The sequence below is a fragment of the Serratia sp. C2(1) genome (assembly GCF_036352655.1).
In the GTDB taxonomy this organism is placed as follows: Bacteria; Pseudomonadota; Gammaproteobacteria; order Enterobacterales; family Enterobacteriaceae; genus Serratia; species Serratia inhibens.
The window spans coordinates 381530-394073 of the sequence record NZ_JAZFBA010000001.1; the positions used below are offsets into that span (position 1 = coordinate 381530).

Below are 12544 nucleotides of genomic sequence, written 5' to 3' on the forward strand. Positions count from 1 at the left end.
GTCATGGCCATACCTAAACTTAATGATTACGCGCTGCCGACGCAGGCTGAACTGCCGACCAACAAAGTGAGCTGGACGGTAGAACCGCAGCGGGCCGCGTTACTGATCCACGATATGCAGCAGTATTTCCTGAATTTCTGGGGTGAAGACAGCCCGCTGATTAAACAGGTGGTAGAGAACATTGCCAATCTGCGCCGCTACTGCAAATCACAGGGCATTCCGGTGTTTTACACCGCACAGCCCAACCAGCAAAGCGACGAAGACCGCGCGTTGCTGAACGATATGTGGGGGCCAGGGCTGAATAAACACCCGGAGCAGCAGGCGGTGGTGCAAGCACTGGCGCCGGAAGACGACGATACGGTACTGGTGAAGTGGCGTTACAGCGCCTTCCACCGCTCGCCGCTGCAGGAAATTCTGCAGGAATCGGGGCGCGATCAGCTGATCATTTGCGGCGTGTATGCCCATATCGGCTGCATGACTACCGCTATCGATGCCTTTATGCGCAACATCCAGCCGTTTATGGTGGCTGACGGCCTGGCGGATTTCTCCCGCGACGAACACCTGATGGCGCTGCGTTACACCGCCGGCCGCTGTGGACGCGTGGTGACGACTGCCGAATTGCTGCCGGGCATCGCCGGTAAAGCTGAGCTGCGCCGGCAAATCATGCCGTTCCTCGATGAGGACAGCGAAGACATGGGCGACGATGAAAACCTGATCGACTACGGTCTGGATTCGGTGCGCATCATGGAGCTGGCTGCGCGCTGGCGTAAAATCCGCAGCGATATTGATTTTATCGCCTTGGCCAAAAACCCGACCATTGACAGCTGGTGGGCGATGTTGTCGCAGGAGAAGTCTTGATGGGCAAAGAGGGCGATTTTGCCGGTAAGCGGGTTTGGGTTACCGGCGCGGGTGCCGGTATTGGCCTGGAGACGGCGCTGGCGTTTGTAAAAGCCGGTGCCGAGGTGGTGGGCTTCGATCTGCGCTTCGACGAGCCGGAATACCCGTTCCGCACCGAAGTGCTGGATGTCGCCGATAGCGATGCGGTAGACAGCTTGTGCGGGCGTTTGCTGACAGCGCAGCCAGAACTGGACGTATTGGTGAACGGTGCGGGCATTTTGCGGATGGGGTTGGCAGATGAGACCAGCACCGCAGACTGGTTGGCCTGTATGGCGGTCAATGCCGGCGGGGCGTTCAATATGTTCCGCCATGCCTTGCCGGTGTTCCGTCGCCAGCGGCGCGGCGCGATTGTCAGTGTGGCCTCGAATGCGGCCCATGTGCCGCGCGTCGGCATGGCGGCCTATTGCGCTTCCAAGGCGGCGTTGCGCAGCCTGTGTCAAACCGTGGGGTTGGAAATGGCGCCTTATGGCGTGCGTTGCAATCTGGTTTCGCCCGGCTCGACCAACACGCCGATGCAGCGTGGCATGTGGCAAGACGAAAGCGGTGAACAGAACACCATTAACGGCTTCCCGAAGCAGTTCAAGCTGGGGATTCCACTGGGCAAGATCGCCCAGCCGCAGGAAATTGCCGATGCCATTTTGTTCCTGGCTTCCGATCGCGCCAGCCATATCACCCTGCAGGATATCGTGATTGACGGCGGAGCGACGCTGGCGGCCTGATATACCCGTCATACTTCAAGCTGCAGGTGTGTTGACTGCAGCTCGAATTATTTAGGGTACAGGGTTACTTGTCATTTATGACTATAGAGCGCTGCAAGCAGCGCCTTTTTTATGGGCGGTAAGTAAAGCGGGACCAGGTAATAAGGTCGTGGTGATTTCCATGCTACAGATGCGAAAAAAGCGCCGTAAGGCGCTTTTTTCTGTATTGGTGGGTCGTGCGGGATAGACTCGGCCTTTGGCCTCGCCCTGCGGGCAACGCTGCGCGTTGTCGTCTCGCTTCGCTCGGCTCGAACCTGAACGCAGGTTCTCATCCGGCACGACGCGGTGCGTTATGTGGCGGAGTTGTTTGAGATAATTACTGTGGCGCAGATGCGAAAAAAGCGCCAAAAGGCGCTTTTTTCTGTATTGGTGGGTCGTGCGGGATTCGAACCTGCGACCAATTGATTAAAAGTCAACTGCTCTACCAACTGAGCTAACGACCCGCAGAAGTGGTGGGTGATGACGGGCTCGAACCGCCGACCCCCTCCGTGTAAAGGAGATGCTCTACCAACTGAGCTAATCACCCACTTCAGAACTTCCGGGTACTGCTAAACAAGAGAATGAGTGGTGGGTGATGACGGGCTCGAACCGCCGACCCCCTCCGTGTAAAGGAGATGCTCTACCAACTGAGCTAATCACCCTCATTCTTCTCATTTCTTACTGCTCAACAAGATGGTGGGCGATGACGGGCTCGAACCGCCGACCCCCTCCGTGTAAAGGAGATGCTCTACCAACTGAGCTAATCGCCCCGTCTTGTTGGAGTCGCATTATAGGGATAGTTGAAAGTGAGTCAACGGTTTTTAAAATGATTTCAATCGTTCGCCGCAAATTTAAACAGGATGCGATATTTATCACCGCCAATGATGATTCTTTGCACATTGTTATGCGAAATGCGCCGCAGCGACAACGAAAACAGGTGCGGCAATATCGTGCCGGCGTTGAGGAATTAGCGGGTGGTGGTACAATGTTGCCCACTTTTTTCAATTCCGAGCAATCGTCGGCAACCGCCGACCCGCGTTGCGTAATAAGGCAGTGAAACCAATGAAAATCAAAACCCGTTTTGCACCGAGCCCAACCGGCTATCTTCACGTCGGTGGCGCCCGTACTGCGCTTTACTCCTGGTTGTTCAGCCGCCATTCGGGCGGTGAGTTCGTTCTGCGTATCGAAGATACCGATCTGGAACGTTCCTCGCAGGACGCTATCGACGCAATTATGGATGGCATGAACTGGTTAAACCTGGATTGGAACGAAGGTCCGTACTTCCAGACCAAGCGTTTTGACCGCTATAACGCGGTGATTGACGACATGCTGGTGCAGGATACCGCCTATAAATGCTATTGCTCGAAGGAACGCCTGGAAGCGCTGCGTGAAAAGCAGATGGAAAACGGTGAAAAACCGCGTTACGACGGCCACTGCCGCGACAGCCAGGACAGCCATACCGACGATGAGCCGTGCGTGGTGCGTTTCCGTAACCCGCAGGAAGGTTCGGTTATCTTCGATGACAAGATCCGCGGCCCGATCGAATTCAGCAACCAGGAGCTGGACGATCTGATCATTCGCCGTACCGACGGTTCGCCAACCTATAACTTCTGCGTCGTGGTGGACGACTGGGATATGGAAATCAGCCACGTGATCCGCGGCGAAGACCACATCAACAACACTCCGCGCCAGATCAACATTCTGAAAGCGCTGGGTGCACCGGTGCCGGAATATGCGCACGTTTCCATGATCCTGGGCGACGACGGCAAAAAACTGTCAAAACGCCACGGCGCAGTGGGCGTGATGCAGTACCGCGATGACGGTTACCTGCCGCAGGCGCTGCTGAACTACTTGGTGCGTCTGGGGTGGTCCCACGGCGACCAGGAAATCTTCTCTATTGATGAGATGAAAGAGTTCTTCACCCTGGAAGCGATCAACAAATCCGCCAGCGCCTTCAATACCGAGAAGTTGCAGTGGCTGAACCACCATTACATTAACCATATGCCGGCGGAAGAAGTGGCGGTGTATCTGGCATGGCACGTTGAGCAGCTTGGCATTGAAACTCGCAACGGCCCTGAGCTGAAAGATATCGTCAAGCTGCTGGGCGAGCGCTGCAAGACGCTGAAGGAGATGGCCGAGTCCTGCCGTTACTTCTATGAAGATTTCAGCGAATTCGACGCCGACGCCGCCAAGAAGCACCTGCGCCCGGTGGCACGTCAGCCGCTGGAAGCGGTGCGTGCCAAACTTGCCGCTATCAGTACCTGGACGCCGGAGAACGTGCATGACGCCATTCAGGGCACCGCGGATGAGCTGGGCGTAGGTATGGGCAAGGTGGGCATGCCGCTGCGCGTAGCGGTCACCGGCGCCGGTCAGTCACCGGGTATGGATGTGACCGTGCATGCTATCGGCCAGGCGCGTTCTTTGCAGCGTATCGACCTGGCGCTGGCCTACATCGCCGGGCGTGAAGCTCAGGCCTGATAGATTTACCCCCGGCCTTCCGATTGTAAGCGGGGCCGGCAACAAGATGACGCAATGACAGATAAAGCCTTGTGGAGCGATCCGCAGGGCTTTTTTTATTCCTGGCTGATTTTTATCCGCAATGGCGATTTTTTAGCGCTAAACGCGCTGATTTGGCGGCTTTTTCAGCGCTTGATCGAGTAATTCAATTTAGCCGTTGACAGTGTTTCGGGGGTTTCATATTATGCGCCCCGTTCACAGGATTTTGTGATTGTGGATTGGGGCTATAGCTCAGCTGGGAGAGCGCTTGCATGGCATGCAAGAGGTCGACGGTTCGATCCCGTCTAGCTCCACCAACCTTTATCTCAGTAAGGTTGGGGAATACCGTAACGCCGGTTAAAGCGTACCACTTTTGTGGGGCTATAGCTCAGCTGGGAGAGCGCTTGCATGGCATGCAAGAGGTCGACGGTTCGATCCCGTCTAGCTCCACCACCATTTAAAAAGCCGACCTTAGGGTCGGCTTTTTGCTTTCTGTCTTTCCTGTTGTCTAAACCGTGGGCAATAAAAAAGGCCGCCGAAGCGACCTTTTCTTTGTTGCCGTTTCGGCTTAGCCCAGAACCAGGCCCGCGATGGACGCAGACAGGAGGCTGACCAGCGTAGAACCGTAAACCAGCTTCAGACCAAAGCGTGAAACTACGTTGCCCTGATGTTCATTCAGCCCTTTAATCGCACCGGCCACAATGCCGATGGAAGAGAAGTTGGCGAAGGAAACCAGGAAGACCGACAGAATGCCCAGACTGCGTGGCGACAGCTCGGCAGAGACTTTCTGCAGCTCCATCATGGCCACGAACTCATTGGAGACCAGCTTGGTCGCCATGATGCTGCCAACCTGCAAGGCTTCGTGCTTAGGAATACCCATAATCCAGGCGAATGGATAGAAGAAGTAGCCCAGAATATCCTGGAAGCTCAGGCCGAAGATAGCACTGAACAGGCCGTTGAGCGCCGCGATCAGGGCAATGAAACCGATCAGCATCGCAGCAACGATAATGGCTACTTTGAAACCGGCCAGAATGTATTCACCCAGCATTTCGAAGAAGCTCTGGCCTTCGTGCAGATTGCCCAGATGCAGTTCTTCTTCTTTACTGGTGTCATACGGGTTGACCAATGACAGCACGATAAAGGTGCTGAACATGTTCAGTACCAGCGCCGCAACCACAAATTTGGCGTCCAGCATGGTCATGTAAGCACCCACGATGGACATGGAAACCGTAGACATCGCGGTTGCCGCCATGGTGTACATGCGTTTTTCCGACATCTTGCCCAGAATATCTTTATAGGCAATGAAGTTTTCAGACTGGCCCAGGATCAACGAGCTGACGGCGTTAAACGACTCCAGCTTGCCCATACCGTTTACTTTTGACAGCACGGTACCAATAATCCGGATGATAAACGGCAACACTTTGATGTATTGCAGAATACCGATCAGCGCAGAGATGAAGACGATCGGGCACAGTACCTTCAGGAAGAAGAAGGCCAGACCTTTATCACCCATACCGCCGAATACAAAATCAGTCCCTTGCCCAGCAAACCCGAGCAGCTTGTCGAACAGCGCCGCGAATCCTTTTACAAAACCTAAACCCGCTTCCGAATGCAGGAAAAAGTAGGCCAGCAGTACTTCAATAACCAACAGTTGAATAACGTAGCGAATGCGGATGCTTTTACGGTCACGGCACACTAACAGTGCCAGGATCGCAACCACCACCAACGCTAACGCAAAGTGCGCAATATGGGACATGTTTGCTCCAAACTTGAGGCAGGCTGAATTTCGGATGTCATTTTATGTAACGCCACGTTTAAAAACGAGAGGTCCATTGCAAATATGGAAATTCATAGTGGGAAACATCCCAAATTATCAGGCTAAACCATAAAAAATCAAGAAGTTACTGAATCCATACGAAATTCCTATTCTTGTGCTAATTTGATTATCAGGCGTATTCCGTCTGGAATATGGCTTGATGGAAGGCAGAAAAGTGCCATCTGCACGTTACACCCTTCGTTAAAACTTGAGTTATCCCCGATTACAGCGATAAGTTTTACCGCTACAAATGCGCTTGATAATTATTATCATTTGCATAAGATAACCTTTGGTTTATTAGATGTAAGGGTTAAGGGTATGCCAAACAGTCGCGTGGTTGAGAACACCCGTCGCCCATCCAGAAAAATCAAACTGTCGCTGATGGGGCCAGCATTTATCGCGGCCATCGGCTATATCGATCCCGGCAATTTCGCCACCAACATTCAGTCCGGCGCCTCTTTGGGTTACAGCCTGCTGTGGGTCGTGGTCTGGGCCAACGTCATGGCCATGCTTATTCAACTGCTGTCCGCCAAACTCGGTATCGCCACCGGCAAAAACCTGGCGGAACACATTCGCGACCGCTTTCCGCGCCCGGCCGTATGGGCTTACTGGGTACAGGCGGAAATTATTGCGATGGCCACGGATCTGGCGGAGTTTATCGGCGCGGCAATAGGATTCAAACTGTTGTTGGGCGTTACGCTGCTTGAGGGCGCCATCTTGACAGGTATCGCCACTTTTCTGATCCTGATGCTGCAAAAACGCGGGCAAAAACCGCTGGAGATGGCGATCGGCGGGCTGCTGCTGTTTGTTGCCGCTGCCTATATGGTGGAACTGGCATTTTCCCAGCCGCAGTTGGGCCTGCTGTTGAAAGGCATGGCGATCCCGGATCTGCCGAATGGCGATGCGGTCTATCTGGCCGCCGGCGTGCTGGGTGCGACCATCATGCCGCACGTGATTTACTTGCATTCATCCCTAACTCAGGCTGCCGGAGAGAACTCAAAGGCGGATCGTTATGCGTCCACCAAGGTCGACGTCGCCATTGCCATGACCATCGCCGGTTTTGTTAACCTGGCGATGATGGCTACCGCCGCCGCAACCTTCCACTTCAATGGGCACAGCGGCGTGGCCGATCTTGATCTGGCCTATCTGACACTGCAGCCGGTGCTGGGCCAGGCGGCTGCGACGCTCTTCGGGCTGAGCCTGGTGGCCGCTGGCCTGTCTTCCACCGTAGTGGGGACGCTGGCGGGGCAGGTGGTGATGCAGGGATTCGTACGCTTTTACATTCCGCTGTGGGTACGCCGGGTGGTCACCATGCTGCCGTCGTTTATCGTCATTATGCTGGGAATGGACGCCACGCGTATTCTGGTATTGAGCCAGGTACTGCTGAGCTTCGGCATTGCGTTGGCGCTGGTGCCGCTGCTCTCCTTCACCGGTAACCGGGAACTGATGGGGGAGATGGTGAACAGCCGGAGCATACAGACGCTGGGCAAGCTGATTGTGTTGGTGGTAGTTGGCCTGAACTGTTATCTGCTGGTCAGCAGCGTGCTGTGATCGAAAAGGCCAGCGTTACGCTGGCCTTTTGGCATCAATCATCGTCGTGATGGCGACGACCGTGATCGTCATCATGGTGCTTTTTCTTCCAATGATGTTTTTCGTGGTGCTTGTAGTAATGCTTATCGAATTTGCGATAGCGACCATCATGATAGTAATAATTTTTGCGCCAGTAATCGTTATCGCGCCAGCGATAACCATCCCAGTAATAACCCCGGCGGCTGCGATCGCCCAGGTAGCGGCCCTGATGGCCTTGCCACCAGTCGCGGTCGCGCCAGTCATAGCCGTCCCAATAACGGCCGCGATTATCTTCCTCGCCAATGCGCAATGATACGCCCGGCATCAGATTGATACTGAGGCCTTCCGCCTGCGCCTGCTGGATGGCGGGTACCGTAGACGCCACCAATAAGGCGGCCAATAACAGAGGTTTAAACATGGCTTCTCCTTTCCGCCGCAGCGGGTTGGCCGGTTAATGAAGCGCGTTCATCAGTTTATAAAACGGCCTTATAATCTTTTTTACTGCAATATCGGCATATTAGCGCCTGCGGATAGGGTTGAATCTTAGTGGGATTCTGAAAAGCGGTGATGAGATGAGGATTTAAGATTTGTCTGGCACTGCCGAGGCTATCGCCGGCTACATGCTCCGGCGATAATTGTAAGCGATTACATTAATATTCGTTCGATTTGAGCGATTTCGTCGCTGCTGAAGGTACGGTTGGCCAGCATGCCGACGGCATCGTCAATCTGGCTGGTCTTGCTGGCGCCAATCAGCACCGACGTCACGCGATCGCCGCGCAATACCCAAGCCAGCGCCATCTGCGACAGTTTCTGCCCGCGCTGTTGGGCCAGAGCATTAAGCCGGCGCACCTTTTCCAGTTTTGCGTCTGTGAGCTGGTTGGGTTGCAGGAACTGGCTGCCGCTGGCTGCGCGTGAATCTTGCGGGATGCCGTGCAGGTAACGATCGGTCAGCAGGCCGCCGGCCAGCGGGGAGAATGCAATGGAGCCGACACCATGTTCTTCGAGCGTATCCAGCAGCTCCGGCTCAACCCAGCGTTCGAACAAAGAGTATTTCGGCTGATGGATCACGCAAGGCGTGCCGAGCCGTTGCAGGATCTCGAACGCCTGGCGCGCGCGGTCGGCCGGGTAATTGGACAGCCCGACGTACAGCGCCTTGCCCTGGCGAACCAGCAGATCCAGCGCGCCCATGGTTTCCTCCAGCGGCGTATCCGGATCCGGGCGATGGTGATAGAAGATATCCACATATTCCAGCCCCATGCGTTGCAGGCTTTGATCCAGGCTGGCGACCAGATACTTCTTCGACCCCCAATCACCGTAAGGGCCAGGCCACATGGTGTAACCGGCCTTCGAGGCGATGATCAGCTCATCGCGCCAGGGTTTCAGATCTGTGCTGAGGATACGGCCAAAGTTTTCCTCGGCGGACCCGGGTGGCGGACCATAGTTATTGGCCAGATCAAAGTGGGTAATCCCCTGATCTAATGCGCAATGAATGAGTTTGCGTGCATTGTCATACAACGAGGTGTCGCCAAAGTTGTGCCATAAGCCGAGCGAAACCGCGGGCAATTTCAACCCGCTGCGTCCGCAGCGGCGATATTCCATATTTTGATAACGCGAAGAATCAGCCTGGTAAAGCATACGAACCCTTTTCGGCAAGGTGATAGTGAGTTTTAGTGTATGCGTTTTCACTCCCGTTGTCAGAGCCCCGGATCACGCTAAATCACCTTCAATTTTTTAAATGCTGCCTAACAGGCGGGTGAATGCTTGCGGCGAGCGCTTCGATGTAACGCAGGGTTTCCATCCGTCCCTTACACATAATATTCGACATTTTCGCAACATATTTGATACTTAAAACTAACAATCGAAACCTTTGGCAGGTGATGATCATGAGTAAAAGCTACACGGTGGCCGATTACCTACTCGATCGTTTAGCCCAGATCGGCATCCGGCACTTCTTTGGCGTGCCCGGAGACTACAACCTGCAGTTTCTCGATCACGTGATTGCTCACCCGCAGATCACCTGGGTGGGATGTGCCAACGAACTCAATGCCGCTTATGCCGCAGACGGTTACGCACGCTGCAAACCGGCAGCCGCTTTACTGACCACTTTTGGCGTGGGCGAACTGAGCGCGGTAAATGGTATTGCCGGCAGCTACGCCGAATATTTACCGGTGATCCACGTGGTTGGCGCACCGGCGCTACGCGCGCAGCGGGCCGGCGATTTATTGCACCACTCGCTGGGGGACGGGGATTTTGGCCACTTTGCCCGTATGGCCAAAGAAGTGACCGTCGCCCAGGCCAGCCTCACCGCGGCCAACGCCGAGGCGGAAATCGATCGCCTGCTGACTACCGCGCTGTTTGAACGTCGTCCGGTTTACCTGATGTTGCCAAGCGACGTGGCGGAGGCGCCGCTGGCGTCACGGCCGGCGCCGCTGATGCTGCGACAGGCCCATCTTTCACAGGCGTCGTTGCAGGCATTTATCGTTGCAGCGCAGGAAATGCTGTTGCCGGCGCGACGGGTTTCGCTGCTCGCCGATTTTCTGGCTGAACGCTTTGGTGCCGAAAGGGTACTGGAACAGTGGATGAACGAGGTCGACATGCCGCATTCGACGCTGCTGCTCGGCAAGAGCGTATTTGATGAAACTCATCCCTGCTTTACCGGCACCTATGCCGGTGCGGCCAGCGATCCGCAGGTGAAGCAGCTGATTGAGAACGCCGATGTGGTGATTAACGTCGGCGTGCGTTTTACCGATACCATTACCGCCGGCTTCAGCCATCACTTGCCGGCGGAGAAGTGTATCGATATTCAACCCTTTGAGGCCCGGGTCGGGCAGCAGGTATTCAGCCAGATCCCGATGCATGAGGCGGTAAAAGCCTTGCACCGCTTGACGTTGTCGCAGGCGATGCAATGGCAGTTACCGACGATCAAACGGCCGGAATTGCCGTCGCCGAACGGCAGCGGTTTGGACCAACACGGCTTTTGGCAGCAGCTCCAGGACTTTTTGCGGCCGGGCGACACAGTGATCGCCGATCAGGGCACCGCCTGTTTTGGCGCCGCGGCGTTGAGCCTGCCGCAGGGCTGTCGGTTTATCGTTCAGTCGCTGTGGGGATCTATCGGCTACACCCTGCCGGCGGCGTTCGGCGCGCAGACGGCGGAGCCGGATCGCCGGGTGCTGCTTTTGATCGGCGACGGAGCGGCGCAGCTCACCGCGCAAGAGATTGGTTCGATGCTGCGCGACGGGCTGAAACCGGTGATCTTCCTGCTGAATAATGAGGGATACACCGTCGAACGAGCGATCCACGGGCCGGAACAGCGCTACAACGACATCGCCCAGTGGAACTGGACGCAGCTGCCGCAGGCGCTGGCCGGCGAGCATCAGGTGAAAACGCTGCGGGTTACCGAACCGGAACAGTTGCGTCAGGCGTTGCGCGAAGTGGGCGACAGTCCGCAGTTGGCCTTCGTGGAAGTGGTACTGCCAAAGATGGACATCCCCGAATTGCTGGATACCGTTTCGCGCGCCATTCAATCACGCAATGCGGCGGCCTGATCCTCCGCGCTTTCCAGCAAACGCTCCAACAACCAATACCCCGCCGGCCCCGGCGGGGTGAGCTTGGACCATACCGCATCCACGGAGATCAGTTTCGGCCAACCGCGCGGTTTCAGTTCGGTTAATTTGTCGCGGCCATACTGTTTCACCAGCCAGTTTGGCAAAGCGGCCCAGCCAAAACCTTGTTCCGCCATTTCCAGCAGCATCAGATAGCTCGGCGCGGACCACACCAACCCCTGAGGACGCGCCGCGCTTGCGTCGGTGTAGGTATTCAAATACAGCTGGCGGGTGCTGGACAACTGCTCATGCGTTGGCGCGGCCGTTTGCGCCAGCGGATGCGAACGGGCGACGAACAGCCCCATTTCAGTCTGTTCCGGCAGCCGCGCAAAGGCGATATCCGGCGGATAACCGGGTTGTACTTCCACCATGCCAAGGTGCGCGCGGCCGCTTTGCAGCAGATCGATCACGTCGCCGTCCTCGGCAATCATGCATTCCAGTTCAATATCCTGATAGCGTCGCTCAAAGTGCAGCATCAGCCGGTCGTGGTGGTTCGGCTGATAGGTATCGGAAAATACGATAGTTAGCCGGGGTTCTGTCTTGTCCGCCAGGCGGATGCTCAAGGCGTCAAGCCGTTCGCCGGCGGCGAGGATCTCCTGCACATGGCCGAGCACTTTACGGCCGGCGTCGGTCAATACCGGTTGCCGCGCCTGGCGATCGAACAAGATCAAGCCGAGATCGGCCTCCAGATTGGCGATGGCGGTACTGATGGTCGATTGGCTTTTGCGCAGCTTGCGCGCGGCGGCAGAAAAAGAACCGAGGGCGGCGGCTTCGACAAAAGCCTGCAGGGCTTCGGGTGAATAGCGCATGATATATCTACTTTATCGATGGAACCTATTTTTAATCTACCCAAAAAAACGATGATAATCACCTGGCTTTAGTCGGGGCGCATAAATCAGCTCCGATTAATGCGGGGCGGCTTGCCGCTCCCCGACAGATTCATAGGGTAAAAAAACAGGTGATGTATGCAACTGCAAAACAAGTCTTTCATTGAACGTATCGTCCATGCCGTCGGTTTTGAGGCCATTGCCGTGATGATTTGCGCCCCGCTGGGTGCCTGGTTGCTCAACCGTTCGATGGTGCAGGTCGGTGCGTTGGCGGTGATGTTGTCGACCGTCGCCATGGTGTGGAACATGATTTATAACACGGCGTTTGACCGTCTGTGGCCGGCGGATCGTGTGCTGCGTAATCTCAAGGTACGGGCGTTTCACGCCCTGGGCTTTGAGGCCGGGTTTGTCCTGATTGGCGTGCCGATCGCCGCCTGGATGCTGAATATTTCCTTCGCGCAGGCCTTTATGCTGGAGATAGGTTTCTTCCTGTTCTTCCTGCCGTACACCATGCTCTATAACTGGGTGTACGACATGCTGCGCCAACGCTGGTTCGACGCGCGTCAACCGGCCGGTTCCGGCGCGAAATAAGGCATCGTC

General features: G+C 55.7%; 12 protein-coding genes, 6 tRNA genes and 1 other RNA gene. 10 read left to right on the forward strand and 9 right to left on the reverse strand.

What is annotated here, in order from left to right; all coding sequences use genetic code 11:
* The first annotated feature begins 3 nt into the window (after positions 1–3).
* The gene (locus V2S86_RS01775) at positions 4–858 is read left to right on the forward strand and encodes an isochorismatase (RefSeq protein WP_330760974.1); all 855 of its coding nucleotides are present in this window, start codon (positions 4–6) and stop codon (positions 856–858) included.
* Positions 858–1616 (forward strand): 2,3-dihydro-2,3-dihydroxybenzoate dehydrogenase, encoded by a 759-nt coding sequence (gene dhbA, locus V2S86_RS01780; RefSeq protein WP_330760975.1) that lies wholly within the window; start codon positions 858–860, stop codon positions 1614–1616. Before V2S86_RS01775 ends, dhbA begins: the two co-directional genes overlap by 1 nt.
* A 206-nt stretch (positions 1617–1822) precedes the next feature.
* Here the strand turns inward: dhbA and V2S86_RS01785 are convergent.
* The 5 genes from V2S86_RS01785 to V2S86_RS01805 form a co-directional block, all read right to left on the reverse strand.
* Positions 1823–1948, reverse strand: a non-coding RNA gene (locus V2S86_RS01785) — RtT sRNA.
* A gap of 74 nt (positions 1949–2022) precedes the next feature.
* Positions 2023–2098 (reverse strand) — tRNA-Lys (locus V2S86_RS01790).
* A 7-nt stretch (positions 2099–2105) separates the two neighbouring features.
* Positions 2106–2181, reverse strand: a tRNA-Val gene (locus V2S86_RS01795).
* Positions 2182–2220: 39 nt separating this feature from the next.
* Positions 2221–2296, reverse strand: a tRNA-Val gene (locus V2S86_RS01800).
* A 32-nt stretch (positions 2297–2328) separates the two neighbouring features.
* Positions 2329–2404, reverse strand: a tRNA-Val gene (locus V2S86_RS01805).
* 56 nt (positions 2405–2460) lie between these two features.
* On the opposite strand from V2S86_RS01805, the gene V2S86_RS01810 reads away from it, so the two are divergent.
* From V2S86_RS01810 to V2S86_RS01830, 5 genes are all read left to right on the forward strand, one after another.
* Positions 2461–2691, forward strand: a complete 231-nt coding sequence (locus V2S86_RS01810; RefSeq protein WP_330760976.1) for a hypothetical protein — start codon at positions 2461–2463, stop codon at positions 2689–2691.
* Positions 2692–2696: 5 nt separating this feature from the next.
* Positions 2697–4112, forward strand: a complete 1416-nt coding sequence (gltX, locus tag V2S86_RS01815) for a glutamate--tRNA ligase (protein ID WP_330760977.1) — start codon at positions 2697–2699, stop codon at positions 4110–4112.
* 54 nt (positions 4113–4166) lie between these two features.
* Positions 4167–4295: a hypothetical protein gene (locus tag V2S86_RS01820; RefSeq protein ID WP_330760978.1), complete on the forward strand. Its 129-nt coding sequence runs from the start codon at positions 4167–4169 to the stop codon at positions 4293–4295.
* A 76-nt stretch (positions 4296–4371) separates the two neighbouring features.
* Positions 4372–4447: transfer RNA gene (locus tag V2S86_RS01825), tRNA-Ala, on the forward strand.
* 60 nt (positions 4448–4507) lie between these two features.
* A tRNA-Ala gene (locus tag V2S86_RS01830) sits at positions 4508–4583 on the forward strand.
* 115 nt (positions 4584–4698) lie between these two features.
* Here the strand turns inward: V2S86_RS01830 and V2S86_RS01835 are convergent.
* Entirely contained in the window at positions 4699–5886 is a 1188-nt protein-coding gene (locus V2S86_RS01835) for a NupC/NupG family nucleoside CNT transporter (protein ID WP_311991759.1), read from the reverse strand.
* Positions 5887–6264: 378 nt separating this feature from the next.
* On the opposite strand from V2S86_RS01835, the gene V2S86_RS01840 reads away from it, so the two are divergent.
* Positions 6265–7497: an Nramp family divalent metal transporter gene (locus V2S86_RS01840; RefSeq protein ID WP_330760979.1), complete on the forward strand. Its 1233-nt coding sequence runs from the start codon at positions 6265–6267 to the stop codon at positions 7495–7497.
* Between the two features lie 34 nt (positions 7498–7531).
* Here V2S86_RS01840 and V2S86_RS01845 read toward each other — a convergent pair whose 3' ends face one another.
* Both V2S86_RS01845 and mgrA read right to left on the reverse strand, forming a co-directional pair.
* A complete protein-coding gene (locus V2S86_RS01845) occupies positions 7532–7933 on the reverse strand; it encodes a DUF2502 domain-containing protein (protein ID WP_330760980.1) in 402 nt (133 codons plus the stop codon).
* A 227-nt stretch (positions 7934–8160) separates the two neighbouring features.
* The gene (mgrA, locus tag V2S86_RS01850) at positions 8161–9150 is read right to left on the reverse strand and encodes an L-glyceraldehyde 3-phosphate reductase (RefSeq protein ID WP_330760981.1); all 990 of its coding nucleotides are present in this window, start codon (positions 9148–9150) and stop codon (positions 8161–8163) included.
* Positions 9151–9398: 248 nt separating this feature from the next.
* On the opposite strand from mgrA, the gene V2S86_RS01855 reads away from it, so the two are divergent.
* The gene (locus tag V2S86_RS01855) at positions 9399–11060 is read left to right on the forward strand and encodes an alpha-keto acid decarboxylase family protein (protein WP_330760982.1); all 1662 of its coding nucleotides are present in this window, start codon (positions 9399–9401) and stop codon (positions 11058–11060) included.
* Here the strand turns inward: V2S86_RS01855 and V2S86_RS01860 are convergent.
* Positions 11036–11926 (reverse strand): LysR family transcriptional regulator, encoded by an 891-nt coding sequence (locus V2S86_RS01860; RefSeq protein ID WP_330760983.1) that lies wholly within the window; start codon positions 11924–11926, stop codon positions 11036–11038. The genes V2S86_RS01855 and V2S86_RS01860 overlap by 25 nt on opposite strands.
* A 156-nt stretch (positions 11927–12082) precedes the next feature.
* On the opposite strand from V2S86_RS01860, the gene V2S86_RS01865 reads away from it, so the two are divergent.
* A complete protein-coding gene (locus V2S86_RS01865; RefSeq protein ID WP_330760984.1) occupies positions 12083–12535 on the forward strand; it encodes a multidrug/biocide efflux PACE transporter in 453 nt (150 codons plus the stop codon).
* Positions 12536–12544: the final 9 nt, after the last annotated feature.